Origin of the sequence: Nocardioides sp. (genome assembly GCF_041913365.1) — a bacterium.
Taxonomy (GTDB): Bacteria; Actinomycetota; Actinomycetes; order Propionibacteriales; family Nocardioidaceae; genus Nocardioides.
Map to the genome: position 1 here is coordinate 104,553 of NZ_JAYSFM010000004.1, position 25,292 is coordinate 129,844.

The 25,292-nt window shown below is 72.5% G+C and carries 26 protein-coding genes; 14 read left to right on the forward strand and 12 right to left on the reverse strand.

All coding sequences use genetic code 11. From position 1 onward, the window contains the following. Positions 1–265 precede the first annotated feature (265 nt). Positions 266–478, reverse strand: coding sequence for an exodeoxyribonuclease VII small subunit (locus ACE3QY_RS11290; RefSeq protein WP_374456124.1), 213 nt, complete (start codon positions 476–478; stop codon positions 266–268). Then, positions 471–1,721 carry an exodeoxyribonuclease VII large subunit gene (gene xseA / locus ACE3QY_RS11295; RefSeq protein WP_374456125.1) on the reverse strand — a complete coding sequence of 417 codons (1,251 nt, stop codon included), beginning with the start codon at positions 1,719–1,721 and terminating at the stop codon, positions 471–473. The genes ACE3QY_RS11290 and xseA overlap by 8 nt, the downstream gene beginning before the upstream one ends. A gap of 130 nt (positions 1,722–1,851) precedes the next feature. Here xseA and ACE3QY_RS11300 point away from each other — a divergent pair, with 130 nt between their 5' ends. The 7 genes from ACE3QY_RS11300 to ACE3QY_RS11330 are packed head-to-tail and all read left to right on the forward strand — an operon-like array spanning position 1,852 to position 7,300. Beyond that, the gene (locus tag ACE3QY_RS11300) at positions 1,852–2,409 is read left to right on the forward strand and encodes an RNA polymerase sigma factor (protein ID WP_374456126.1); all 558 of its coding nucleotides are present in this window, start codon (positions 1,852–1,854) and stop codon (positions 2,407–2,409) included. Positions 2,410–2,414: 5 nt separating this feature from the next. After that, on the forward strand, positions 2,415–3,239 hold the full coding sequence (locus ACE3QY_RS11305; protein WP_374456127.1) for a hypothetical protein: 825 nt from the start codon (positions 2,415–2,417) through the stop codon (positions 3,237–3,239). Then, entirely contained in the window at positions 3,236–4,111 is an 876-nt protein-coding gene (locus ACE3QY_RS11310) for an ATP-binding cassette domain-containing protein (RefSeq protein ID WP_374456128.1), read from the forward strand. Before ACE3QY_RS11305 ends, ACE3QY_RS11310 begins: the two co-directional genes overlap by 4 nt. After that, complete coding sequence (locus ACE3QY_RS11315; protein WP_374456129.1) at positions 4,108–4,995, forward strand: hypothetical protein; 888 nt, start codon at positions 4,108–4,110, stop codon at positions 4,993–4,995. The genes ACE3QY_RS11310 and ACE3QY_RS11315 overlap by 4 nt, the downstream gene beginning before the upstream one ends. Next, a complete protein-coding gene (locus ACE3QY_RS11320) occupies positions 4,992–5,669 on the forward strand; it encodes a hypothetical protein (RefSeq protein WP_374456130.1) in 678 nt (225 codons plus the stop codon). The genes ACE3QY_RS11315 and ACE3QY_RS11320 overlap by 4 nt, the downstream gene beginning before the upstream one ends. 5 nt (positions 5,670–5,674) lie before the next feature. Then, positions 5,675–6,673 carry a 4-hydroxy-3-methylbut-2-enyl diphosphate reductase gene (locus ACE3QY_RS11325; protein ID WP_374456131.1) on the forward strand — a complete coding sequence of 333 codons (999 nt, stop codon included), beginning with the start codon at positions 5,675–5,677 and terminating at the stop codon, positions 6,671–6,673. 3 nt (positions 6,674–6,676) lie between these two features. Next, entirely contained in the window at positions 6,677–7,300 is a 624-nt protein-coding gene (locus tag ACE3QY_RS11330) for an L-threonylcarbamoyladenylate synthase (protein ID WP_374456132.1), read from the forward strand. A gap of 134 nt (positions 7,301–7,434) precedes the next feature. On the opposite strand, the gene ACE3QY_RS11335 is transcribed toward ACE3QY_RS11330, so the two are convergent. The 3 genes from ACE3QY_RS11335 to ACE3QY_RS11345 form a co-directional block, all read right to left on the reverse strand. Beyond that, positions 7,435–7,881: a DUF6542 domain-containing protein gene (locus ACE3QY_RS11335; protein ID WP_374456133.1), complete on the reverse strand. Its 447-nt coding sequence runs from the start codon at positions 7,879–7,881 to the stop codon at positions 7,435–7,437. 21 nt (positions 7,882–7,902) lie between these two features. Then, positions 7,903–9,060: a DNA recombination protein RmuC gene (locus ACE3QY_RS11340; RefSeq protein ID WP_374456134.1), complete on the reverse strand. Its 1,158-nt coding sequence runs from the start codon at positions 9,058–9,060 to the stop codon at positions 7,903–7,905. A gap of 206 nt (positions 9,061–9,266) precedes the next feature. After that, positions 9,267–10,232, reverse strand: coding sequence for a GlxA family transcriptional regulator (locus tag ACE3QY_RS11345; RefSeq protein ID WP_374456135.1), 966 nt, complete (start codon positions 10,230–10,232; stop codon positions 9,267–9,269). Between the two features lie 71 nt (positions 10,233–10,303). Between ACE3QY_RS11345 and ACE3QY_RS11350 the strand changes: the two genes are divergently transcribed. Beyond that, positions 10,304–11,605 (forward strand): MFS transporter, encoded by a 1,302-nt coding sequence (locus ACE3QY_RS11350; RefSeq protein ID WP_374456136.1) that lies wholly within the window; start codon positions 10,304–10,306, stop codon positions 11,603–11,605. Here the strand turns inward: ACE3QY_RS11350 and ACE3QY_RS11355 are convergent. Then, complete coding sequence (locus ACE3QY_RS11355) at positions 11,598–12,377, reverse strand: exodeoxyribonuclease III (RefSeq protein WP_374456137.1); 780 nt, start codon at positions 12,375–12,377, stop codon at positions 11,598–11,600. The genes ACE3QY_RS11350 and ACE3QY_RS11355 overlap by 8 nt on opposite strands. 163 nt (positions 12,378–12,540) lie before the next feature. Here ACE3QY_RS11355 and ACE3QY_RS11360 point away from each other — a divergent pair, with 163 nt between their 5' ends. Beyond that, positions 12,541–13,356: a M57 family metalloprotease gene (locus tag ACE3QY_RS11360; protein WP_374456138.1), complete on the forward strand. Its 816-nt coding sequence runs from the start codon at positions 12,541–12,543 to the stop codon at positions 13,354–13,356. A gap of 130 nt (positions 13,357–13,486) precedes the next feature. Continuing rightward, the gene (locus ACE3QY_RS11365; protein WP_374456139.1) at positions 13,487–15,298 is read left to right on the forward strand and encodes an acyl-CoA dehydrogenase; all 1,812 of its coding nucleotides are present in this window, start codon (positions 13,487–13,489) and stop codon (positions 15,296–15,298) included. Here ACE3QY_RS11365 and ACE3QY_RS11370 read toward each other — a convergent pair. Both ACE3QY_RS11370 and ACE3QY_RS11375 read right to left on the reverse strand, forming a co-directional pair. Further along, complete coding sequence (locus ACE3QY_RS11370) at positions 15,295–16,806, reverse strand: PH domain-containing protein (protein ID WP_374456140.1); 1,512 nt, start codon at positions 16,804–16,806, stop codon at positions 15,295–15,297. The two genes, ACE3QY_RS11365 and ACE3QY_RS11370, sit on opposite strands and share 4 nt — an antisense overlap. Further along, entirely contained in the window at positions 16,803–17,306 is a 504-nt protein-coding gene (locus ACE3QY_RS11375) for a PH domain-containing protein (RefSeq protein WP_374456141.1), read from the reverse strand. Before ACE3QY_RS11375 ends, ACE3QY_RS11370 begins: the two co-directional genes overlap by 4 nt. A gap of 204 nt (positions 17,307–17,510) precedes the next feature. Here ACE3QY_RS11375 and ACE3QY_RS11380 point away from each other — a divergent pair, with 204 nt between their 5' ends. Beyond that, complete coding sequence (locus tag ACE3QY_RS11380; protein WP_374456142.1) at positions 17,511–18,329, forward strand: M57 family metalloprotease; 819 nt, start codon at positions 17,511–17,513, stop codon at positions 18,327–18,329. A 96-nt stretch (positions 18,330–18,425) separates the two neighbouring features. Continuing rightward, positions 18,426–19,502 carry a redox-regulated ATPase YchF gene (ychF, locus tag ACE3QY_RS11385; RefSeq protein WP_374456143.1) on the forward strand — a complete coding sequence of 359 codons (1,077 nt, stop codon included), beginning with the start codon at positions 18,426–18,428 and terminating at the stop codon, positions 19,500–19,502. Between the two features lie 19 nt (positions 19,503–19,521). On the opposite strand, the gene ACE3QY_RS11390 is transcribed toward ychF, so the two are convergent. Next, on the reverse strand, positions 19,522–21,123 hold the full coding sequence (locus tag ACE3QY_RS11390) for a diguanylate cyclase domain-containing protein (RefSeq protein ID WP_374456144.1): 1,602 nt from the start codon (positions 21,121–21,123) through the stop codon (positions 19,522–19,524). Positions 21,124–21,317: 194 nt separating this feature from the next. On the opposite strand from ACE3QY_RS11390, the gene ACE3QY_RS11395 reads away from it, so the two are divergent. Continuing rightward, on the forward strand, positions 21,318–22,190 hold the full coding sequence (locus ACE3QY_RS11395) for an alpha/beta fold hydrolase (RefSeq protein ID WP_374456145.1): 873 nt from the start codon (positions 21,318–21,320) through the stop codon (positions 22,188–22,190). Here ACE3QY_RS11395 and ACE3QY_RS11400 read toward each other — a convergent pair. Beyond that, positions 22,171–22,461 carry a DUF1540 domain-containing protein gene (locus ACE3QY_RS11400; protein WP_374456146.1) on the reverse strand — a complete coding sequence of 97 codons (291 nt, stop codon included), beginning with the start codon at positions 22,459–22,461 and terminating at the stop codon, positions 22,171–22,173. The two genes, ACE3QY_RS11395 and ACE3QY_RS11400, sit on opposite strands and share 20 nt — an antisense overlap. A gap of 206 nt (positions 22,462–22,667) precedes the next feature. Between ACE3QY_RS11400 and ACE3QY_RS11405 the strand changes: the two genes are divergently transcribed. Continuing rightward, positions 22,668–24,299 (forward strand): FG-GAP repeat domain-containing protein, encoded by a 1,632-nt coding sequence (locus tag ACE3QY_RS11405; RefSeq protein WP_374456147.1) that lies wholly within the window; start codon positions 22,668–22,670, stop codon positions 24,297–24,299. Here the strand turns inward: ACE3QY_RS11405 and ACE3QY_RS11410 are convergent. Both ACE3QY_RS11410 and ACE3QY_RS11415 read right to left on the reverse strand, forming a co-directional pair. Then, positions 24,296–24,871: a GNAT family N-acetyltransferase gene (locus ACE3QY_RS11410; RefSeq protein ID WP_374456148.1), complete on the reverse strand. Its 576-nt coding sequence runs from the start codon at positions 24,869–24,871 to the stop codon at positions 24,296–24,298. The genes ACE3QY_RS11405 and ACE3QY_RS11410 overlap by 4 nt on opposite strands. Continuing rightward, on the reverse strand, positions 24,868–25,284 hold the full coding sequence (locus ACE3QY_RS11415) for a VOC family protein (RefSeq protein WP_374456149.1): 417 nt from the start codon (positions 25,282–25,284) through the stop codon (positions 24,868–24,870). Before ACE3QY_RS11415 ends, ACE3QY_RS11410 begins: the two co-directional genes overlap by 4 nt. Positions 25,285–25,292 lie beyond the last annotated feature (8 nt).

The following is a 25,292-nucleotide window of genomic DNA, read 5'->3' on the forward strand; positions in this document are numbered from 1 at the left end:
TGCGCCGAATCCTCCTCGACCACCGCTCGTCGGGGGCGTACGGGCGTGTCGTGCCGCCAGCGGTGGCGGAGGGGGATTGCGGGTGCGCCGAATCCTCCTCGACCACCGCTCGTCGGGGGCGTACGGGCGTGTCGTGCCACCAGCGGTGGCGGAGGGGGATTGCGGGTGCGCCGAATCCTCCTCGACCACCGCTGGCGCGGGCCGAGCGGTGGTCCACCTACATTCCGCCGGCGGGAAATGTCGGTGGACCACCGCCCGGCCGGGCTCAGTCGGCGGACTCGGTGCCCATCGCCTCGTCGAGGCGCTTGCGGGCGCCGTCGAGCCAGTCCTGGCAGACCTTGGCGAGCGCCTCGCCGCGTTCCCAGAGCGCGAGCGACTCCTCGAGGGTGGTGCCGCCCGCCTCGAGGGTGCGGACCACTTCGATGAGCTCCTCGCGCGCCTCTTCGTAGCTGGGCTGCTGAGGGGTGGCTTCAGTCATCGGGATCCTCCACAAGGCTGGCTTCTTCGATGCGGTCGGTGGTGGCGTGGACCCGGCCGTCGGCCACGCGCACCGAGACGGCGGCGCCGGCGGTGGCTTGGCAGACGGAGGTGATCACGTGGCCGTCGGCGTCCTGGAGCACGGCGTAGCCGCGCTGGAGGGTGGCGAGCGGCGAGAGCGCCTGCGCCCGCGCGCGCTGGTGGCCGATGTCGTCGGCGGCGCGGTCGAGGCGGTGCGAGAGAGTACGCCGGGCGCGCGCCAGGAGGTCGTCGAGCTCGTCGGAGCGGGCGGAGAGCAGGTTGCGCGGGTCGGCCATCGCGGGCCGTGACCGCACCTGTGCCAGCCACTCCTGCTCGCGCGCGATCCGCTGGGTGATCACCTGCCGCAGCCGGTCGCGCGCCCACGTCACGCCGTTGGCCTCCTCGGCCATGTCTGGGACGACCAGCTTGGCCGCGTCGGTGGGCGTCGAGGCGCGTACGTCGGCGACGAGGTCGAGCAGCGGCTGGTCGGGCTCGTGGCCGATCGCCGAGACCACCGGGGTGCGCATGCCGTGGACGGCCCGGACCAGCGCCTCGTCGGAGAAGGGGAGCAGGTCCTCGATCGAGCCGCCGCCGCGGGCGACGACGATGACGTCGACCTCCGCGTTGCGCTCGAGCCTGTCGAGCGCCTCCATCACCTCGGCCGCGGAGCGCGTGCCCTGCATCGCGGCGTAGGCCACCTCGAACTGCACGGCCGGCCACCGCCGGCGCGCGTTCTCCAGGACGTCGCGCTCGGCCGCGCTGTTGGGTGCGGTCACCAGCCCGACGCGACCGGGCAGGAAGGGCAGGTCGCGCTTGAGCTCCGGTGCGAACAGTCCCTCGGCGGCGAGCAGCTGGCGGCGGCGCTCGAGGCGGGCGAGCAGCTCGCCGAGGCCGACCATCCGGATCTCGCGCGCCGCCAGCGAGAAGGAGCCGCGGTTGGCGTAGAAGCTGGGCCGGGCGTGCACGACGACGCTGGCACCCTCGACGAGGGGCGGGTTCATCGAGTCGAAGAGCGAGCGCGCGCAGGTCAGCGTGACGGAGATGTCGGCGACGGTGTCGCGCAACGTCATGAAGACCGTGTTGACGCCGGGGCGCCGGTTGACCTGGGCGATCTGGCCCTCGACCCACACCCCGCCGAGCTTGTCGATCCACTGCGCGACGGCGTTGGCCACGGCCCGCACGGGGGCCGGGGACTCGGCCGTGGCGTCGCGGAGGGAGGGCACGTGCGCGACTCTAGGGGAGAGGCACGACAGCACACGGGCGCGACCGGGAGATGCCGGCGTACGCCCCCACGATCCGGCCGGGACCCGACGGAGGAAATCCGATCCGGCACCCCACGACGACAGGGTGGGCATGGACGGGCACGAGCGCAGCGACGCAGAGCTGCTCGCGGCCGTCTCCGAAGGGGACGAGGCGGCGCTGCGGGCACTGTTCGACCGGCACTCCCCGTGGCTGCTGGCCCGCCTGCGGCGCCGCTCGTCGGACCCCGACCTGGCTGCCGAGGCGTTGCAGGACACGTTCCTGGCGGTGTGGCGGCACCCGGGCGGATTCCGCGGCGACGGCGAGGTCGGCGCGTGGCTGTGGGGGATCGCGATCCGGCAGCTGGTGACCCGGCTGCGCAAGCGCGCGGCGCCCCTGCCCGTCGCCGAGCAGCTCCTGTCCGCGCTCTCGCCGACGGTGCGCAGCGCCGAGGACGAGCTGCTCCTGGCCGCCGAGCACGGCGACCTCGGCAGCGCGCTCGGCAGGCTGTCGCCCGAGCTGCGCGACGTGCTGCGAGCGACTGCGCTCGACGGCCTCAGCACCCGGGAGGCCGCCCGGCTGCTGGGGCTCCCGCAAGGAACGGTCAAGACGCGGCTGCGCGCCGCGAGGCGTCAGCTGCGCGAGCAGCTCGTGGTGAGGGAGGGGTGGTGAGCGGCATGTCCGAGCGTTCCGAGTGGCACGTGGACGAACCGCTGTGGGAGGCGTACGAAGCCGGTCGTCTCGCGGTCGACCTCGCGGACTCCGTCGAGGCGCACGTGATGCGTTGCGAGCGGTGCCAGGAGACGGCGGCGGCGGCCGTGCCGGCCGACGCCCTCGCGAAGGTGTGGGCCGGCATCGCGCGCGAGGTCGCCCTACCGGTCCCGTCGGCACCGCTGCGCTGGATGCGCCGGGCGGGCTTGGGGGAGCGCGACGCCGTGCTGCTCTCGGCCTCGGACGGGCTCTACCTGCCATGGACCGTCGCCGTCGCTGGTGCCTTGGTGTGCGCCTTCGTCTCCGGCATGCTCACCGGCTACCGGGACCTCGCGTTCCTGCTCCTCGCTCCGCTGGTGCCGGTGCTCGCGGTAGTCGCGGCGTACGACGCCACCGACCCCCTGCGCGAGGTCCAGGCGGGCACTCCGTACAGCAGGCTCCGACTTGCCCTCCTCCGGGCCACCGCCGCGCTGGTCGTCGCGCTGCCGCTCACCACGGCCGTCGGGACCCTCGTCCCCGGACTGCAGCCGCTGGCCTTCGCGTGGCTGCTGCCGGGCCTGGGGCTGACCAGCGCCACGCTGGCCCTGTTGACCTGGCTCGACGCCTGGTCCGCCGCCACGGGGGTCGCCGTGGGGTGGGCGACCCTCATGGCGCTGGTCGGCAGGCAGCACGCTGCCGACGCCCTCGTCGCACCCGCCGCACAGCTTGCGTGCCTCGCCCTCGCCGTCGCCATGGCGGTGCTGCTCGTCGTCCGGTCCACCACGCTCACGGCCACAGGAGCCCGCTCATGACGATCAACGACCACGTCACCGCCCGATTCGAGGGCGTGTCGAAGGACTACGGCCACCGCAGCGCGCTGGGGGTGACCGACCTCGTGCTCCGGCCGGGCATCGTCGGGCTCCTGGGGCCCAACGGCGCCGGCAAGACCACGATGCTGCGGTTGCTCGCCAGCACGCTGCCGCCGACGACGGGCCGGATCACGGTCGCTGGCCACGAGGTGACCGGCACCCACGCCGAGCGCACCGCTGCCCGGCGTGCCATCGGATACCTGCCGCAGGAGGTCACCTTCCCGCGCGGGATGACCGCCTTCGGGTTCCTCGACTACGTCGCGGTCCTCAAGGAGTGGAACGCCACCGACACCCGGCACCGGGAGGTGCAGCGCGTCCTCGGGCTCGTGCACCTCGCGGAGCGGGCCACGACCAAGGTCGCCCGGCTGTCCGGCGGCCAGCGCCGCCGCCTCGCGGTGGCGCAGGCCTTGATGGGCGACCCCCGGCTGGTCATCCTCGACGAGCCGACCACGGGCCTCGACCCCGAGCAGCGGGCCTCGCTGCGCGGCATCCTGTCGGGCCTGCTGGGCACCGTCCTGCTCGCCACGCACCAGACCGAGGACGTCTCGGCGCTCTGCGACCGGGTCCTGGTCATCGACGCGGGCGTGCTGCGCTTCGACGGGACCGTCGTCGAGCTCGTCGAGACCGCCGTCGGCCGGGTGCACGTCGCGCCCGCAGCGCTGCCCGGTGCGCTCACCTCGTGGCGTACCGGCACCGGGTCGATCCGCTCCGTCGGCGGCCGCCCGGGCGCCGACGCCACCCCCGTCGAACCGTCCGTCGAGGACGCCTACCTCCTCCTGCGCGGGGAGCCGACCACCCAAGGAGTCGTGTCATGACCAGCTCGCTGACGTTCCGCGACGCCACCCTCACCAGCCTCGCCCGGCAGGAGGTCTCGGCCTACCTGCACCACAAGCTCTACTGGGTGGGCGCCGGGCTCCTCCTCGCCGTCACCGTGATCGGGCTCCTGTCACCCGACGCCTCCTGGTCGGTGACGGGGGACGGCATCGCCCCCGCGGCCCTGCTCGGCGTCCTCGGCATCAGCGTGATGGCCGGGCTGGTGCGCAACTCCGACCGCGCGGCCGAGGCTGCCGGCGCGGTGAGCGTCGACCAGGGCACCCGCACGCTGGCGCTCGCCTGCGCGGTGGTCGTCCCGCTCGCCACCGCACTGGTCTGGTACGTCCTGGCCGTGGTCGCCTACCAGCTCCACCCGCCGGAGCCGCAGACGGTGCCCTTCGGCACGATGTCGGACACCTTCGTGCTGGCCAGCATGTTCGCGGAGGGCGTTCCCGCCGCGGCCGGAGGACCCGTGCTCGGCCTGGTCATCGGCCGGTGGTGGCCGCGCCGCTGGGTGGCCCCCGTCCTGAGCGTGGTCGTCGTCCTGACCACGATGGTGATGCAGCCGCTCTTCGACTGGGCCGCCTCGTGGCGGCACGTCTGGGTCTGGATCCACTTCTACGGCGCCGGTGGCACCGAGAGCGACCCCGACGCCGCGCTGCGCTACTCCGGCTCGCCCTACGCCTACATCGGCTACCTCGCGACCCTCTGCGTCCTCGGCGTGCTGGTCGCCCTCTACCGCGACCCCGAGGCCGACCGGGCCGCCCTGCGCACCCGCATCGCCGTGGTTGCCCTGGTCGCCGCCGCGCTGTGCCTCACCGCGATGCTGGTCGGCCCCGACACGACGCTGGTCAACCCGCTCCCCTCGAGCGGCGCGACACCGTGATGCCGTACGCGGCCCGAGCCGTCCCGTGGCTGCGGATCGCGGCCCACGGGGTGCTCGTGGTGGCGTCGATGGAGGTCGTCCAGCGGTGGCCGTGGCAGACCTGGCCGCTGCAGGGCTGCGCGGTCGCGCTGCTCGCCGCGGGCGCTGCGTCCTGCTTCGACGAGCCGGCCGCGGTCCTCGTCGACGCGCTCCCGCGCCCGCTCTGGTGGCGTACGACGGCCCGCGCCGCTGGCGTGCTGCTCCTGCTGGGCGCCTGGTCCGTGGCCGTGCTGAGGTCCTGGGACGACCTGTTCGCCCACCCGTGGCACGTCGCGTGGCAGGGGGTCGCGGCGTGCCTCGCAGGTGCCGCATGGGCGGCGTGGCGTCGCTCGGGCGGCGACCCCGACCCGGGCGTCCGGCTGGGGCTCGTCGTCGTCCCGCTGGTGACGGCGTGGGCTCTGGTCCGTCCCTTCTCCGAGCAGCTCCCGGTCTTCCCCTACGCCGACGGCAGCGGCGACTTCGGCGACTGGGGCGCCAGCCTGGCCGGGTGGGTGGCGCTCGGCGGCGTGGCCGTCGTGGCGCTCGTGGCCGCCCTCGGAGACGCGCGCTGGTGGTGGCCGCGCACGACGGGGCGTACGAGCGGTCGCGGGGTGGCCCTCACGATGGGGCGCCACCGGGTGCGGTCCGTAGACTGAGCCGTATGACGACCGACCTCGGCCTGCCCCCGGTCCTGGACCCCGAGACCGCCAAGAACGTCCTGCTGGCGGCCCCGCGCGGCTACTGCGCGGGCGTGGACCGGGCCGTGATCACCGTCGAGAAGGCGCTGGACCTCTACGGCTCGCCGGTCTACGTCCGCAAGCAGATCGTGCACAACAAGCACGTCGTGGCCAACCTCGAGTCGCGCGGCGCGATCTTCGTCGAGGAGCTCGACGAGGTGCCCGAGGGCCAGACCGTGGTGTTCTCCGCGCACGGCGTGTCCCCGGCCGTGCACGCCCAGGCGGCCGACCGCGGCCTGAAGACCATCGACGCGACCTGCCCGCTGGTGACCAAGGTCCACCACGAGGCGAAGCGCTTCGCGGGCGACGACTACGACATCCTCCTGATCGGCCACGAGGGGCACGAGGAGGTCGAGGGCACCGCCGGTGAGGCGCCCGACCACATCCAGCTCGTGCAGAGCCCCGAGGACGTGGCCCACATCGAGGTGCGCGACCCGGCGAAGGTCGCCTGGCTCTCCCAGACCACCCTCAGCGTCGACGAGACGCTCGAGACGGTGGCCGCGATCCGCGAGAAGTTCCCGCTGCTGCTCGACCCGCCGAGCGACGACATCTGCTACGCCACCCAGAACCGCCAGCTCGCGATCAAGGAGATCTCCGCCGAGGCCGACCTGGTCATCGTGGTGGGCTCGCGCAACTCGTCGAACTCCGTCCGCCTCGTCGAGGTGGCCCTCGAGGCCGGCGCCAGGGCGTCGTACCTCGTCGACGACCACACCGAGATCGACGAGGCCTGGCTCGACGGCGTCGAGACCGTCTCGGTCACCTCGGGCGCGTCGGTGCCGGAGGACCTGGTCGAGGGCGTGCTGGCGTTCCTCTCCGAGCGGGGCTACCCCGATGCCCGCGCGGTCCACTCGGCCGAGGAGTCGCTGATCTTCGCGCTGCCGCCGGAGCTGCGCCGCGACCTGCGCGCCGCGCAGAAGGCCTGAGACGTGGCCCGCTTCCTCGACATCCACCCGGACAACCCCCAGCCGCGGTTGGTCACCCAGGTCGTCGAGGCGCTGCGCGACGACCAGCTGATCGCCTACCCGACCGACTCGGGCTACGCCCTCGGCGCGCAGCTCGGCAACCGGGAGGGCCGCGACCGGATCCTGAGGATCCGCGAGCTCGACGACCGCCACCACTTCACGCTGATGTGCAAGGACTTTTCCCAGCTCGGGCAGTTCGTGCACGTGGACAACCACGCGTTCCGGGCGATCAAGGCGGCGACCCCGGGTCCCTACACGTTCATCCTGCCCGCGACAGGTGAGGTGCCGAAGCGGCTGATGCACCCCAAGAAGCGCACGGTCGGGGTCCGGATCCCCGACCACCGGCTCGTCTGCGCCCTGCTCGAGGAGCTCGGCGAGCCGATCCTCACCAGCACCCTGATCCTCCCCGGCGAGACCGAGGCCCGCACGATGGGCTGGGAGATCAAGGAGGACCTCGACCACGTCGTCGACATCGTGATCGAGTCCGGCGAGGTCACCGCCGAGCCCACCTCGGTGATCGACTGGTCGGACGCCGAGCCCGTCGTCGTACGCCACGGGGCGGGCGACGTGTCGCGCTTCGAGGCCTGACCGGGCACTTCGTCCCCGTCCCGACGGGTGACCGGGCACTTCATTCCTCCCTGACGGGGAGGAACTGCCCGGTGGGTGAGCCGGACGGGGAGGAACTGCCCGGTGGGTGAGCCGGACGGGGAGGAACTGCCCGGTCAGCCGGCGCGCTGGCCCAGCTCGCGACTGAGCTCGTCGGCGATGTGGCCGTCGCTCTCGCGGTGGAGCCGCCAGGCGAGCCAGCCGAGGCAGAGGGCGTAGCCGACGCCCAGCGCGACGCCGTGGGTGGCGACCCCGGAGACGATCGCCTGGAGGACGCTGTCGCGCTCGTCGGCGATCGCGTCGCGGGCCACCAGCGCCACGAACCCGAAGACCACGGGCATCAGGACCGGCGGCAGGAGGGCGACGAGGAAGAAGTCCCGGCGCCGCACCAGCGCGGCGAGGCCGAGGCAGAGCACCATGAAGCACAGGTCGAAGAAGAACGTCAGGCGCCCGACGAGGAGCACGTCGATGCTGACCGCGGTGAGCGTGACGGCGACACCGAGCGCCACCACCTGGCGGCCCGGCTCACGCCCGACCTCCCAGAACACGTCGGCCTGGTTCACGGCCACAACCTAGGACCGTGGTCAGGCGCCCTCGGCGCGACGCGCCGGAGGAGCCGTCGGGGTGTGGTCGAGCAGGTCGTCGAGCGTGGGCTCGTCGGAGGCGCTGCCCAGGCCCTCGAGGGCGGCCAGCTCGGGCGCCGCGAGCGTGCGCGGCCGCGACTCCACCTGGCGCGGCTCCTCGAGCACGTCGGAGGTGACCCCGAGGTCGACGAAGCGCCGCGCGGAGACCAGGACGCGCCCCTCGAGCGAGCCCATCGCCTGGTTGTACGCCACCACGCTGGCGTTGAGCGAGCGGCCGACGCGGTCGAGGTGGCCGGCCATCGAGCCGAGGCGCGCGTGCAGCTCCTGGCCGAGCCGCTGCACCTGCTCGGCCTGCTCGTTGAGCACCTCGTGCTGCCAGCCCTGCGCGACCGTGCGGAGCAGGGCGATCAGCGTGGACGGCGTGGCCACCACGACGTTCTTCGCCGCTGCCTGCTCGACCAGGTCAGGCGCCGCCTGGAGTGCGGCCTGCAGGATCGCCTCGCCGGGCAGGAACAGCACGACGAACTCGGGCGTGCGGGCCTGCGCCTCCCAGTAGCGGCGGGAGCCGAGGTCGCCGACGTGCTTGCGGACGTGCTCGCCCAGCCGGGAGAGCGCCCGGTCGTGCTCCGCGGGGTCGTCGCTGCCCGTGAGGTCGAGGAACGCCGCGAGCGGCGCCTTCGCATCGACGGCGATCGTGCGACCGCCGGCCAGCGAGACGACCAGGTCGGGCCGCAGCCGCCCGTCGTCGTAGGTCACCTGCTCCGCGAAATCACAGTGGTCGACGAGCCCGGCGAGCTCGACGGTGCGCCGCAGGTGCAGCTCGCCCCACTGCCCGCGCACCTGCGGCTTGCGCAGCGCGGAGGCGAGGGTCGTGGTCTCCCGGCGCAGGGTGTCGGTCGAGTGGCGCATCTCCGCGACCTGCTGGTTGAGCTGGGCCTGCCACGCCACCCGGTCGTGGGCCAGGTCGCTCAGCTGGTCCTGGAGGCGGTCGAGGCCGTCCTGCACCACGGCGTGGTCGGCCACGCGCTGCTCGAGCGCGGCCACGGCGGCGTCGTCGGCCGGCCGGCTGCGCGACCACAGCACACCGATGACGGCGCCCAGCGCGAGTCCGACGGCGAGGACCAGCGCCAGGGTCAGCAGGAGGGGGAAGGTGTCCATGAGCCCAGCATGGGGCCGACCACCGACAGTCCGTGGGAGGCGACCCCCGACCGCCCGCCGGGGTAGTCCAGTGGCAGATGGTCGTGCCGGGCCGCGGATCGCAGCCATCTGCCACTGGACTACCCCGGGACGACAGCCATCTGCCACTGGACTACCGCGCGGGGCGAGGGCGGGCGGACGGCCGGCGAGGCGCCCCGGGCAGCCGGTCAGGCGCCGCGGAACGTACGCCGGTACGCCGAGGGCGAGACGCCGACGCTGGCCCGAAGGTGCTGGCGCAGCGACGCGGCCGTGCCCATCCCGGCGCGGGTGGCGACCTGGTCGACCGGCAGGTCGGTGGCCTCGAGGAGGTGCTGGGCGTGCCGGATCCGCTGCTGGGTGACCCAGGCGCCGGGGGACTGGCCCGTCTCCTCGCGGAAGCGCCGGGTGAAGGTCCGCACGCTCATCGAGGCCTGCCGGGCCAGGGTCGCCACGTCGAGCGGGTGGTGCAGGTGCGCCTGCGCCCACGCGCGTACGTCACTCGTCGTCTCGTCGCCGCTGCGTGGGACGTGGCGCTCGATGAACTGCGCCTGCCCGCCGTCGCGCCACGGCGGCACCACCATGTGGCGGGCCACTGCGTTGGCGACCGCGGTGCCGTGGTCGGAGCGGACGAGGTGGAGGCAGAGGTCGATGCCGGCGCTGAGCCCGGCGGAGGTGAGCACCCGCCCGTCGTCGGTGAACAGCACGTCCTCGTCGAGCGCGACGGAGGGGTGGAGGCGACGGAGGTCGTCGGCGTATTTCCAGTGCGTGGTGGCGCGGTGGCCGTCGAGGATGCCGGCCGCGGCGAGCACGAAGGCGCCGGTGCAGATCGACACCCAGCGGGCATCGGGCGGCACGGTGGCGAGGGCGGCGCGCAGGTCGTCGGGCAGCGTGCCCTCGCGCCGCGGGCCGGCGATCTGGGTGCCGGGGACGATCACGGTCTGGGCTGTCGCCAGGGCGGTCACTGGGGCCGAGGGGGCGATCGCGTAGCCCTTGCTGGCCGCGACGGGCCGGTCGTCGACCGACACCACCTGGACGTCGTAGAGCGGCTGCCTGTCGTGGTCGACCGCCTCCCCGAGGACCTGGGGCGGGATGGTCAGGTCGTAGCCGATGACGGGCGGGATGGCGAGGACCACGACGCGGTGCGGTGACGTCATGGCCGGATTCTTCCACATGTTGGCATTCCTGCCACTTCTCGTCCGGCGCCGGCCTCGGGGATGCTGGGCCGGTGACGACCACGACGCCTGCCTCAGCGCCCCCGACCGAGCCCGGGACCCGCCTGCACTGGGCGTGGGTGGTCGCGGCGGTCACCTTCGTGACGCTGGTCGGTGCGGCGGCCTTCCGGTCGGTGCCGGGCGTTCTGATCGAGCCGCTGCACGACGAGTTCGGCTGGTCCCACGGGCTGATCGGCTCGGCCGTGTCGCTCAACCTGATGCTCTTCGGCCTGATCTCGCCGTTCGCGGCGGCGCTGATGGACCGCTTCGGCGTGCGGCCGGTGGTGACCTTCGCGCTCGTCATGGTCTCCGTCGGCAGCGGGCTCACCGTCTTCATGACCGAGGCGTGGCAGCTCGTCCTCTGCTGGGGCCTGCTGGTCGGCATCGGCACCGGCTCGATGTCGATGGCCTTCGTCGCCACCATCACCAGCCGCTGGTTCGTCGCCCGCCGCGGGCTGGTCAGCGGCATCCTCACCGCCGGCAACGCGACCGGCCAGCTGGTCTTCCTCCCCGTCGTCGCGTGGTTCGCCACGAACCATGGGTGGCGTACGGCGGCCGTGCTCGCGTCGGTGGCCGCGCTCGCCGTCGTGCCGCCCGTGCTCCTCTTCCTCCGCAACCACCCGGCCGACCTCGGGCTGCGGGCCTTCGGCGCCACCGACGCCGACCCCGGCCTGCCGCCGCACCAGCACGTCGGGTCGAGCGCCGGCCGGGCGATCTCGGTGCTGGTCGACGCGGCGCGCAGCCGGACGTTCTGGCTGCTCGCCGGCGGCTTCGCGATCTGCGGCATGACCACCAACGGGCTGATCGCCACCCACTTCGTGCCCGCCGCCCACGACCACGGCATGCCCGCGACCACCGCCGCCTCGCTCCTCGCGGTCGTCGGCATCTTCGACGTCGTGGGCACCATCGCCTCTGGCTGGCTCACCGATCGCTGGGACCCGCGCTACCTCCTGGTCGGCTACTACGCGCTCCGCGGCGTCGGCCTGATGACCCTCCCCGCCCTGCTGTCGCCCCACGTCGCGCCGAGCATGTGGGTCTTCATCATCGTCTACGGCCTGGACTGGGTGGCGACCGTGCCGCCGACGGTCGCCTTGTGCCGCGACCGCTTCGGCGCGGCCACCGGCCCGATCGTCTTCGGCTGGGTGTTCGCCAGCCACCAGGTCGGCGCCGCGCTCGCCGCGACGGGCGCGGGCGTCGTGCGCGACGTGACGGGCGGCTACGACCCCGCCTTCTACGCCGCGGCCGGCCTCTGTGCGGTCGCCGCCCTGATGTCGTACGCCATCCGCAGCACGCGGCAGCCGGTCCTGGTCAGCTGAGGTCGACGACCACCGGTGCGTGGTCGGACGGCGAGCCGGTGCCCTGCGCCGGGTCGCGCTCGTCGCGGTCGATGAACGCACCGGTGACGCGGGAGGCCAGCGTCGGCGAGGCGAGCACGAAGTCGATCTTGAGGCCGCGGTCGCGCTCGAAGCGCTGGCGGTAGTAGTCCCAGTAGGTGTAGCCCGGGGCGTGCGCGCGGGTGACCTCGGCGTAGCCGTCGTCGAGGAAGGCCTGGAACGCCGCGCGCTCGGGCGGGGTGACGTGGGTGGACTTGGTGAACTGCGCCGGGTCGAAGACGTCGTCGTCGGTCGGGCAGATGTTCCAGTCGCCGACGAGGGCGGTCTGGCCCTCGAGCCAGCCGCCGGCGGTGGCGCGCAGCCGGGCCAGCCAGTCGAGCTTGTAGACGTAGTGCGGGTCGTCGGGCTTGCGTCCGTTGGGGACGTAGAGCGACCAGATCCGGACGCCGCCGCAGGTGGCGCCGATCGCACGCGACTCCGCCGAGGCCGGATCGCCGAAGTGCGGCATGTCGGCGAACCCGACCTCGACGTCCTCCAGCCCGACCCGCGACAGCAGGGCGACGCCGTTCCACTGGTTGAGGCCGGCGACGGCGATGTCGTAGCCGAGCGCCTGCAGCCCCATCAGGGGCAGCTGGTCCTCGCGCGCCTTGGTCTCCTGGAGGGCCAGGACGTCGATGTCGTGGCGCTGCACGAAGGCCTCGACGCGGTCGATGCGGGAGCGGAGGGAGTTGACGTTCCAGGTCGCGATGCGCACCCGCCCACCCTAGGAGCCCGCACGTCCACCCCCGAAAGGACCCTTGCCAGACGGTCCGGGCCGGGAGAAGGTACGCAGCACGCACCGACTCGGGCAGGACTGCGTGACCCGCAGGACCCCGGGACAGGTGTGCCCCCACTACACATCTCGGAGGTTCCATCACATGAAGCGCACTCGCCTCGGGGCGATCGCACTCGGGTCCGTCGCCGCCCTCGGCCTCGGCCTCGCCGCACCCTCGATCGCTGCTCCGGAGGCCGGCACCACCGTGCCGACCTACCAGGAGTTCAAGGCATCGACCCTGCTGGACACCGACAAGCAGTACATCGTCAACGGTGACGAGCCGGCCGGCACCAACGCCGACCTGCGCGAGTTCTACGACCGGATGGTCGGCAGCGACACCCCGACCAACGGGCTCATCGTGAACACGGTCGGTGGCGCCGACGACAAGTGGTCCGCCACCCAGGCGCTGAACCTGACCTACTGCGTCAGCAACAAGTTCGGCACCGCCAAGACCAACGTGGTCAACGCGATGAGCCAGGGCGTCGCGCTCTGGGAGGGCGCCACGTCGAAGGTGAACTTCACCTACGTGCCCGCGCAGGACGCCAGCTGCACGACCCGCAACAACGCGGTCCTGTTCTCCGTGGAGCCGACCAACACCACGCAGTACATCGCCCGGGCGTTCTTCCCCAGCACCGCCAAGCGCAGCCGCAACGTGCTGGTCAACGCGACCTCGCTGATGAGCTCGGGGTCCTGGACGCCCGGCAACATCATGGGCCACGAGCTCGGCCACACGCTGGGCTTCCGGCACGAGCACACCCGTCCCGAGGCCGGCACCTGCTTCGAGGACAACAACTGGCGTCCGCTGACGGCGTACGACAAGGCGTCGATCATGCACTACCCGCAGTGCAACGGCTCGTCCGCCGACCTGTCGATGACCGACACGGACCGCGCCGGGGCGCGAGCCCTGTACGGCTCCTGATCCACCGGGTCCTCGGGTCCGGCCCGTAGAGTCGGCCCCAGGTGGCGGTCGCCCCTTCCGTCCCGAGCGGAGGGGGCGATCGTCATGTCCGGCCCGGTGCCCGGTCGGTGGCGCCCGGTAGCGTCGGCCCGTGCCCACCCCCGCCCAGCCCTCCACGATCCTCTCCCCGCGCGACCTGGAGTTCCTGCTCTTCGAGTGGCTGGACGTGGAGCGGCTCAGCGACCGGCCCCGCTTCGCCGACCACGACCGCGGCTCGTACGAAGCGCTCCTCGCGCTGTGTGAGCAGCTCGCCACGGACCGGTTCGCGCCGCACTACCGGCGCAGCGACACCGAGGAGCCGGCCTTCGACGGGGAGAAGGTGCACCTCATCCCGGAGATCGCCGCTGCGCTCGAGGCGTTCGCGAAGGCCGACCTCCTCACGCTGACCCTCGACGAGGACATGGGCGGCCACCAGGTCCCGCACGTCGTCGCCGCGGCCTGCATGGCGTGGTTCACCGCGGCCAACATCGGCACCGCGGCGTACTCGTTCCTCACCATGGCCAACGCCGCGCTGCTGCTCGAGCACGGCACGCCCGACCAGGTCGACCGCTATGCGCGACCGATGCTGGAGGGTCGCTTCTTCGGCACGATGACGCTCTCCGAGCCGCACGCCGGCTCCAGCCTCGGCGACGTGACGACCCGCGCGGTGCCGGCCGACGACGGCACCTACCGGATCTTCGGCAGCAAGATGTGGATCTCCGGCGGCGACCACGAGATGGGCGACAACATCGTCCACCTGGTGCTCGCCAAGCTGCCCGACGCGCCGCCCGGGTCGCGCGGCATCTCGCTCTTCATCGTGCCCAAGCACCTCGTCGCCGAGGACGGCTCGATCGGCGAGCGCAACGACGTGGCGCTGGCCGGCATCAACCACAAGCTCGGCAGCCGCGGCACCGTCAACACGGCCCCGGTCTTCGGCGGCGGCGCGTTCACCCCGGGCGGTGCCCCGGGCGCGGTCGGCTACCTGGTGGGGGAGCCGCACCGCGGCCTGACCTACATGTTCCACATGATGAACGCCGCCCGGCTCGGGGTCGGCATGTCCGCCACCACCACGGCCTACACGGCGTACCTCAAGTCGCTGGCGTACGCCAAGGAGCGTCCGCAGGGCCGCCGGCTCACCGCCGCCGACCCCACCGCGCCGCAGGTGCCGATCATCGAGCACGCCGACGTCCGGCGGATGCTGCTGGCGCAGAAGTCCTACGTGGAGGGGGCGCTGGCGCTGAACCTCTACTGCTCGCGCCTGCTCGACCTGCAGGCCAGCGCGCAGGACGACGACGAGCGCACCGAGACCGGCCGGCTCCTCGACCTCCTCACGCCTATCGCCAAGTCCTGGCCGTCCCAGTGGGGCCAGGAGAGCAACAGCCTGGCCATCCAGGTGCTCGGCGGGTCCGGCTACACCCGTGACTACGACGTCGAGGCGCACTGGCGCGACCAGCGGCTCAACCCGATCCACGAGGGCACCCACGGCATCCAGGCGCTCGACCTGCTCGGTCGCAAGGTGCTCGGCAGCGGCGGCGCCTCGCTGCTCGCGCTCGCGGCGCGGATCGAGCAGACCGTGGCGCAGGCGACCGCCCTCGGCGGGGAGCCCGCCGCGCACGCTGCCGCCCTGAAGGCGATGGTCGACCGGCTGGGCGAGGTCACGATGGCGCTGGCCGGGCTCGGCGACCCCGAGCGCACGATGGCCAACGCGACCGTCTACCTCGAGGCCGCCGGGCACGTCGTCGTCGCCTGGATGTGGCTCGAGCAGCTCGTCGCGGTGGGGGAGCAGGAGGGCGACTTCTACGACGGCAAGCGCGCCGCCGCCCGCTACTTCTTCCGCTGGGAGCTGCCCAAGGTGGGGCCGATGCTCGACCTGCTCGCCTCCGGTGACACCACGACGCTGGACATGCACGCGAGCTGGTTCTAGGCGGGCACCTCGACGAACGGCGTCAGCAGCCCCGGCGTCGCCTGGTCGGCGAGCGCCACGGCGACGTCGAGGCGTACGTCCTTGACGAGCACCCGCTCGTGGCCGGCCGCCGTCGTGGCGGTCAGGTCGGCCAGGCCGATCCGCCGCTGCCACCACGACTGGGCGAAGACCCAGCCGATGATGCCGTCGGTCTCGAGCACGGTGCGGATCCGCGCCAGGTCACCGCTGCCGGCGACCAGGTGCCGGCCGGTGAGCGCGTGCCCGAGATGGCGGTACGCCGCCTCGCCCACGAGGACGGCGCCCACCAGCGCCGCGACCGCGAAGGCGGCGACCCACGCCCACGACACGTCGAGCCACCAGGCGGCCCCCGCGGCGAGGACGACCACGACGAGGGCCGCGCGCAGCTGGCGGAACCACGCGCGGCGACGCGCCGTCGCGCCGTGCGCGACGAGGGGACCCGTGAGGGGCCCGGCACTCTCGAGCACGGCCCCGCCCACGCCGACAGCGACGTCGCGCGGGCACGGAGGAAGGACCTGCGTGACGCCGTCCTCGACGCCGGTGGCGAGCGTGGCCAGCTCGGCGCCGCCCACGAGGCGCAGCAAGGCGGGCTCGGTGAGCTCGACGCCGCGGACCTTGGCCTCCTCGACCGTGATCGAGCGGGTCGTGAACAGCCCGTGCGTCAGGTGCAGGGAGCCGTGCTCGCGCACCAGCAGGAAGCTCCACCACTGCACGACGTAGCCGCCGACCGCCACGAGGACCCACCCCGCCAGGCTGCCGAGGACCAGCACGAGGACTACGGCGACGATCGCGAACTGGGTGATCCAGTGCCACACCGACGTCGCGGTCTCCTCGTTCCAGATGGGGAGCTCGTCGGCGAACTGGGAGAAGACGCCGAGCGCGCCGGCGAGGATCACCAGCCGGCTCAGGCTGAACGGCGCGAAGCGCAGCCACGACCAGTCGATCCGGGCGAGCAGGGTGGGCGCCGGCTGGTGGACCGGCGGGAGGTCGGGGCCTGCCTCGGCGCGGTCCGCCTCGAGCCCGGGGTCGCCGGCCGGCTGGACCGCGCGGCGGCGCAGGAGTGTCGTACGCAGTGCGGCGGCGTCGGCGGCCGCCAACGCGTCGAGGGTGATCCGGTCGTCGTCGACACCCGTGCCGACCTGGACCTTCTGGAGCCCGAGGACCCGGTGGAGCAGCGAGGCCTCGAGGTCCACGCTCCGCACCCGCTCGAGCGGCGCGGTGGACGTCTTCTTGTTGAGCAGCCCGCTGCGGACCTGGATCTGCGCCTCGGTGAGCCGGTAGTGGGTGGTCAGCCACGGGATCGCGCCGAGGGCGAGCGGCGCGAGGATCGCGAGCGGCAGGAAGATCGGCCACCAGCGCATGTCGCTCTGGCTCACGCCGACGAGGGCGACCACGACCGGCACGATGGCCTGGCCCACTGCCTTGACCGGGTCGAGCAGGAGCTTGCGGGGGCTGAGCCGGACCCAGCCGTCGCCGGGGGAGGGGATCACGTCGCGTCGCCCTCGGCGGCGGCGGTGATCGCGGTCAGCCGGGCGACGACCTCCTTGGCGACGTGGTCGTCGAGGCAGTCGATGGTGATCGGGCCGGCGGCCGAGGCGGTGGTGACGGTGATCGAGGCCAGGCCGAACACCCGCATCAGGGCTCCCTGGCGCGAGTCGACGGTCTGCACGCGGCTGATCGGCGCGATCCGGCTCTGTCGTCCGATCCAGCCGGCGCGGGTGTGGACGGCGGTGTCGGAGACCTCCCAGCGGTGCACCTGGAAGCGGATGCGAGGCATCACCAGCACGTGCGCGACCGCGAGCAGGGCGAGCAGCAGCACGAGCAGCCCGACCCAGCCCGGGACGTCGGGGACGAGCACGTAGGCGACGGTCGCGGCGATCACGAGCAGCGCGTCGCCGACGAGGGCCGAGACCGTCCAGTACGGGATCGCCCGCGGCGAGACCTGGTGGCTCGGCGCGCGCAGCACCGGCGTACCCCCGCTGTCACTCATGGGGCGAGTCTTGCAGGTGGGGCCAGTGCTCCGGGTGACGCCTCCTCAGGCAGAAATATGCAGTTGAGTCCCCACGGCCGAGTGACGCCGACGTTCTGCAACTTCGTGCAATGCACATTCCTGACCGGACGTTCACCTTCCGATCGTGGTCTAGACCGGGTTTGTTGGAAGGGCCAACCGAATCCAACCGGAAGAAGTGAAGCAATGTCGAAGAGCTCAATCAGTCGGATCGCGACCGCCACGCTCGGGGCCACCGCCCTGGCGTTCTCGGTGGCGCCGGGCGCCAACGCCGCCCGCGCGCAGGAGGACGTGCCGACCTTCCAGGAGTTCAAGGCGGCGACGTTCCAGGACGTCGGGGGTCAGTACGTCGTGAACGGCGACGAGACCATCGCCACCTCCCACGAGCTGCGTGACTACTACGAGCAGATGGTCAACTCGCGTGACACCGACTCGCAGTCGCTCGTGGTCAACACCGTCGGCGGGGCCGACGACGTGTGGTCCGCGAGCCAGGCGGCGAACCTCACCTACTGCGTGAGCGACGACTTCGGGGCCGACAAGTCGGCCATGGTGTCGGCGATGCAGTCCGGCGCCGGTCAGTGGGAGGCCGCGTCGAGCGGGGTGAACTTCACCTACGTCCCGTCCGCGGACGCCAGCTGCACCGTGTCCAACAGCGCCGTGCTCTTCTCGGTCGAGCCGATCGAGACGTCGCAGTACATCGCGCGTGCGTTCTTCCCGAGCAGCCCGGCATCGCAGCAGAACGTGCTGGTGGACGACTCGATCTGGACCTCCGGCTCCTGGACGCCGTCGAACATCCTGGCCCACGAGCTGGGCCACGTCCTCGGCTTCCGCCACGAGCACACGCGGCCCGAGTCCGGCACGTGCTTCGAGGACAACAACTGGCGTCCGCTGACGCCGTACGACTCGGCGTCGATCATGCACTACCCGCAGTGCAACGGCTCGTCGAGCGACCTGTCGATGACCAGCACCGACCGCCAGGGCGTGGCCTCCGTCTACGGCTCGTGACGTAGGGGCCTCCATCGGGGGGAGGGCCCGGCCCATCTGGGCCGGGCCCTGTCGCGTTTCGTCCGGCGGTCGAGGCCCGCCGTAGACTCCCCGCCCGTGGCTCTCACCATCGGCATCGTCGGACTCCCCAACGCGGGCAAGTCCACGCTCTTCAACGCCCTGACCAAGAACGACGTGCTCGCGGCGAACTATCCGTTCGCGACGATCGAGCCCAACGTGGGCGTCGTGGGTGTCCCCGACGAGCGGCTGCCGCAGCTCGCGGAGCTCTTCGGCTCGGCCAAGGTGCTGCCCGCCACGGTCGAGTTCGTCGACATCGCCGGCATCGTCGCCGGCGCCTCGCAGGGTGAGGGCCTGGGCAACAAGTTCCTCTCCCACATCCGCGAGTCCGCCGCGATCTGCCAGGTGACCCGCGTCTTCCGCGACGAGGACGTCACCCACGTCGACGGCAAGGTCGACCCGGCCTCCGACATCTCCACGATCTCGACCGAGCTGATCCTCGCCGACATCCAGACCGTCGAGAAGGCGATCCCCCGGCTGGAGAAGGAGGCGCGCGGCAACAAGTCGCTGGCCGCCACCGTCGACGCCGCCAAGGAGGCCCTGTCGGTCCTCGAGTCCGGCACCCGGGTCATCGACGCCAAGGTCGACGTCGAACTCCTGCGTGAGTTGTCGCTGCTGACCGCCAAGCCCTTCATCTTCGTCTTCAACTGCGACGCCGACGAGCTCGCAGACGAGTCGCTCAAGGCCAAGATGCGCGAGATCGTCGCGCCCGCCGAGGCGATCTTCCTCGACGCCAAGTTCGAGGCCGAGCTGGCCGAGATGGACGACGACGAGATGGCCCACGAGATGCTCGCCGAGATGGGCATCACCGAGTCCGGCCTCGACCAGCTCGCCCGCGTCGGCTTCGACACCCTCGGCCTCCAGACCTACCTGACCGCCGGCCCCAAGGAGACCCGGGCCTGGACGATCCGCAAGGGCGCCACCGCCCCCGAGGCCGCCGGTGTCATCCACACCGACTTCCAGAAGGGCTTCATCAAGGCCGAGATCGTCTCCTTCGACGACCTCCTCGCCGCCGGCTCGATGCTCAAGGCGCGCGAGGTCGGCAAGGTCCGCATGGAGGGCAAGGACTACGTGATGGCCGACGGCGACGTGGTGGAGTTCCGCTTCAACGTCTGACGCCCGACGTCTTCGCGGCTCAGGAGCTCATGCTGCCGACGTGGTGCTGGTTGCGCCCACCGCGCTTGGCGACGTACATCGCCTCGTCCGCGCAGACGACGACCGCGTGGATGTTGCGTGCGGGGCCGGCCGCTCCGCCGATGCTGACGGTCGGAAGCTGTTGCGGGGCGTCGCGCACCGCAGCGAGGATCCGCCCCGCGGCCAGGTCGGTGTCCTCGGTCCCTGCGCCGGGCAGCAGCACCGCGAACTCGTCACCGCCGATGCGGGCGACGAGGTCGTGCTCGCGCGAGTTCGCGTCGATCGCCTGAGCCACACCCTGCAACATGGCGTCTCCCACGGCGTGTCCCTGGGTGTCGTTGACACCCTTGAACTCGTCGAGGTCGATGAAGAGCACGCCGACCGGCCGCTCCTCCTCGGTGTGCGCGAGGGCGTGGAGGCGCCGGTCGAAGGCACGACGGTTGGCGACCCCGGTGAGGGAATCGGTGTCCGCGTCGCGGGTCACCTGGTCGTGCTCGGCTTGCAGCTGCGCGAAGGCGCGCATCGTCTGTGCCGCGGCCAGGGTGCGCTGACGCTGGCGCCACGAGTCGGCGGCCAGCGTGTTGCCGTACTCCAGTGCCGCCTCCGCTGACTTCGACCGGCGCGCGAGGAGCATGCTGTAGGTGTGTGCGAGCGAGAGGTAGGTCGGTGACGCGCGCTCCGCGGTGGGGGCCAGGGCCAGCGCCTGCTCGATGACGCTGAGGGACTCCTTGTGCCTCCCCTCACGCATCAGCGCAACTGCCAGGAACGGGACGGCCAGCACGTGGTCGTGCGCGTTGCCGAGCTCGCGCACCGCCGGGAGCAGCCGCTGGATGTCGTCGACCGCGCCGCTGGGATCCGGACCGTCGGAGCGCGCCACGGCTTCGATCAGCAGGCAGGGCTCCCTCCAGGGCGTGACCTCCGGGGACAGGGCCGCCCCGGCGAGCCTCTCCGCGGCGGCAGCGGCATGTGCGTGAGCGCGCGCGCTGTGCTCCTCCGCCTCTGATCCGAGACCGACGCGGTAGAGCTCGAGACACCACCGCAGGTGGAGGTTGGCCAGGTTGATCAACCACATGCTCGGAGCAGCGTCCGTCGAGCTCGAGTGCGCCAGGCTGATCTCGTACGCCGCCTCCTGGTGCGGCAACGCGAGCTCGTAGAGCCGCAGGGGCACGTAGCTGTTGGCGATCGCCACGTGGGCGGTGCTGGCGACGTAGCCGACGGCCCCGCTGAGCTCGAGGGCGGCCTCTGCTGCCGCCAGGTCGACGAGCACGGCATCAGCGTCGTACCGGGCGGGGTCCACGTCACCCAGCAGGAGCTTGGCCTCGGCCCGGAGCGCCAGGGCGCACGCACGCCACCCCTGCTCGTCGTCCCGCTCCGCCGCGGCCAGCATGTCCTCGGTCGCGTCCAGTCCCGCGGCAGCGTCGTCGTCGATCAGTGCCACCACGCGCGGGAAGTGCATCGCCGGGGGGCCGCCCTCGACCGTCCCGTCACCGAGCTCTCTCAACCGCGTCTCCGCAGTGCCCAAGACCTCGGACGCATGCCCCACCTGGGCGCGCTGAACGAGGTGCTTGACCTCCTGCAGGAGTGGGCAGTCGTCGGCGACCATGGCTGATTCTCACTCGCACGCGAGCTGGCCGGAGGACTTCGGAGTAGTCAGTTGGGGTCATATTCCGCAGGGGCTCGCGGCCCGCGGGCGGGGCTGCGGCGGTCCCGCCCGACCAGGGTCGAACGGCCTTCTCGGTGCGCGCCGAGCCGGGTTACCGTGGGGTAACCGGATCACCCCGTCGCAAGGATGACGACATGTCCCAGCTGGCTCCGCACCGCGTGGTGCTGCACGGACACGAGCTGACGTACGTCGACAGCGGCTCGGGCCCGGTCGTGCTCTTCATCCACGGGATCCTCGGTTCCAGGGGACAGTGGCGGCACCTCGTCGACCTGATCGACGACGACCACCGCGTGGTGGTCCCCGACCTCTTCGGGCACAGGGACTCCGCGAAGCCGACGGGTGACTACTCGCTCAGCTCGCACGCCGCCACGCTGCGCGACCTGCTCGACCACCTCGGCGTCGAGCGGGTCACCCTCGTCGGGCACTCGCTCGGCGGGGGGATCGCGATGCAGTTCTACTACCTCTTCCCCGACCGGGTGGACAGGCTGGTCCTGGTGGCGAGCGGCGGTCTCGGTCGTGAGGTCAACCTGGTGCTGCGGTCGGCGACGCTGCCCGGGGCGGAGCAGGTGCTCGGCGTGGTCGCGTCCGCCCCCGTGCTGCAGCGGGTGGAGGCCTTGGGACGCGGCGCGCGGAAGGTGGGCTGGAAGCCGGGTGCCGACATCGGAGCGATCTGGCGTGGCTTCACCTCGTTGGGCGACCGCGACAGCCGCCGGGCGTTCCTCGCCACCACGCGGGCGGTCATCGACATCGGGGGCCAGAGCATCAGCGCGCACGACCACCTGGAGGCCCTGGTGCCCCCGCCGACCCTCATCGTGTGGGGGTCCCGCGACCGGATGATCCCCGCCTGGCACGCGCTCAGCGCCCAGCGCGCGGTGCCTGATTGCCGAGTTGAGCTCTTCGAGGGCGCCGGCCACTTCCCGCACCTCGACGACCCCGACCGCTTCGCCCGGGTGCTCCGGGAGTTCATGGCCGTCCCGGTCACCGCGCCTACGCGGGGGCGTAGGTGAGGCAGTCGGCGGGGTCGGCGCCGGCCCCGACCTCGACACCGGGGGCGGTGCACTCGAGGTGGTCGTTGTGGGTGCAGTCCGAACGGTGGCACGCACCCACGTGGCCGCTGGCGTCGATGCCGCCCTTGTCGTCGGTGTGCACGAACGTGCCGCACGCGGCGTCGCCCGAGCCGGTGACCGTGATCGCCCCGGCGTGGCAGTCGTGGTCGTGGTTGTAGGAGCAGCCGTCGACGCTGCACGAGCTGATGACGGGCAGGTTCATGGTGGTCATGCTTCGACCATGCGCCTGGACCCCCGGCCACGTCCAGACAGGGCAGGCTTCCTGTGCGTGGTCGGGGAGCGCGGCCGGGCCCTGGCTCGTGCGGATGCCCCTCGACAAGGTCGGACAGCATGCGAGCCGTTCGACAGGATTCGGTGGGTAGGCTCCCGGCTGTGCACGTCCCTTGCCGTGTCGCCCGGATGTCCGGGGTGCTCCTCGTGAGCGGTCTGCTGCAGACCGCTGTCCCGAGCCCCGCCCTCGCGCCCGCGACGTCGCGGCTCGCGGCCGTCACCTGCACCGCCCAGGGCGGCGGTGGCGCGGTGGCGAAGCCGAGGCGGGTCCGGAACATCCCGACGGGGGAGACCGGCTGGTTCTCCTCCCCGAGCCTGGTCGACCTCGACGGCGACGGGCAGCTGGAGATCGTCGCGCCGTTCTACTCGACGTTCGTCTTCGACGCGCAGGGACGACTCCTGGGCAAGGGGCGGTCGAGCAAGGGGCGGGTCTACGCGCCGGGCGTCGTGACCGACCTCGAGGGCGACGGCGTCACCGACATCGTGGTCGGCGGCAACGAGGGCACCGTGGCGGCGTACGAGTTCGCAAGCGGCAAGCTGCGCCGCAAGCAGGGGTGGCCGGCGTCGACGAACAGCGGCGGGCAGTCACCCGAGGTCCGCGGGCTCGCTGCCGCGGACCTCGACGGCGACGGCCGGGTCGAGGTCGTCGCGACCACGACCAACACCTCGTCCAGGGGCGCGCAGGTCTTCGTCCTCGGGGCGGACGGACGCCTGTTCCAGCCGGGCGGCAACACCCGCGCCTGGCCCCGCAACCGCGGCTACGGGGCGTACGGCGAGAACGTCGGCATCGGCAACATCGACGACGACCCCGAGCTGGAGATCATCACCACCTTCGACAACCACCAGATCCACGCGTTCAACCTCGACGGCACGTCGGTGCTCGCCTCACCCTGGTTCACCAGCCGCGAGTCCGGCTCCGAGGGGGAGCGGATGGCGTGGGGTGACTTCATCCGGTGGGCCAGCCCGAAGGTCGAGCGTCGGCACTACCACCTGCACCGGGGTGCGTGGCCGAGCCCGGCGCGCCAGCCCTGGCTCCAGTGGACCGCCTCGCCGCCGTCGGTGGCCGACCTCGACGGCGACGGCCGCAACGAGGTCATCGGCCTCCCGAACGTCGAGAAGCACATCCCCTACCGCACCCAGGGCTACGCGTTCCTGGTGCTCGACGGCGCCCACGGCGACGGCAGCCGCTCGGCGATGCGGCACCCGGGCTTCGAGAAGCTGATCGTCTCCAACCGCCCGGTCCACCGTCCCGACGGCGACTGGTACCCGCCCAGCGGCATCCCCGCCCCGACCGTCGTCGACCTGACCGGCGACGGGCGCCCGGAGATCGTCGCCGCGCTCCCCGGTGGCCGGGTGTACGCCGTCGGCCCCGACGGCCGGCGGCTCTGGACCCGCGCGTACGCCCCGAGGCGGGCGAAGACGTTCGCCTCCGAGGTCGTCGCCGCCGACCTCAACAGGGACGGCACCCCCGAGCTGGTGTTCGGTACCTACTCCCTGCGCCGCGACGCCGGCCGCCTGGTCGTCCTGTCGGCCCAGGGCAAGGAGCTGTCGGTCACCCGGCTGAAGCGCCAGGGTCGCGACGGCAACGGCATCGGCGTACCCGCTGCGCCGTCGATCGCGGACCTCACCGGCGACGGCACCTTGGAGATCGTGCTCACGACGTTCGACCACGGGATCGACGTCTACACGGTGCCCGGCTCGGGCACCGGCTGCCTGCCCTGGCCGACCGGCCGCGGCAGCACCCTCCGCAACGGCGCGGGCCCGGCGACGGCTCCCTAGGTCGCGGGCTGTGGGACGGATGCCCGCCACTCGTCGGCCAGGAGGGCGAAGACGAGCTGGGTCACCCATGCGCCCTTGAAGAAGACGCCGTCCACGAAGCGCGCCTCCCGGCGGAAGCCGAGGCGGCCGAGCAGGCGGGCGGAGGGGTCGTTGCCCTCGACGACGACCGCCGTGACCCGGCGGAACCCGAGGTCGTCGAAGGCGAGGCGGAGCATCGCGGTGGCGGCCTCGGCGGCGTACCCCTGTCCTTGGGCATCACGCGCGAAGGCGAAGCCGACCTCGCCCTGCTCGTCGGAGGCCCACTTGAGCAGGACCTCGCCGATGACCCGGCCGGTCGCCTTCACCTCGACGGCGAGCACCAGCCACTGGCCGTGCGCGACGAGCTCGGTCTGGGTGAGCTTGACCCGCAGCGTCTCCTCGGTGGCGGCGCGGTCGCGGACGGGCCACGGGACGTAGCGCACCACGTCGGGGTCGCCGTGGAAGCGCGCGAGGTCGTCGAGGTCGTCCATCCGGTGCGGCCGGAGGACGAGCCGCTCGGTCTCGAGCGGGAGGTCGAGCGCCAGGCCGGTCACAGCGAGAAGTGCCCGGGCGCGAGGCTGCGCAGCACGCAGAACTCGTTGCCCTCGGGGTCGGCGAGCACCGTCCAGGACTCCTCGCCCGTCTGGCCGATGTCGGCGCGGGTCGCGCCGAGGGCCAGGATCCGCTCGACCTCGTCCTCCTGCGACACGTCGACGGGGGAGACGTCGAAGTGGATGCGGTTCTTCGCGACCTTGTCCTCGGGGACCTGCGCGAAGAACATCGTGGGCACGACGGGACCCGACCGGACCGCCTCGAGCAGCGCGGCGTCGTCCGGCGGTGCCGACGCGATCTCGACGAGGCCGGGCTCGTGGTGGACGACGACCCAGCCGAGGACGGCGCACCAGAAGGCGGCGAGCCGGTCGGCGTCGTGGCAGTCGACGGAGATCTCGGTCATGCGTGAGGCCATGCCAGCGA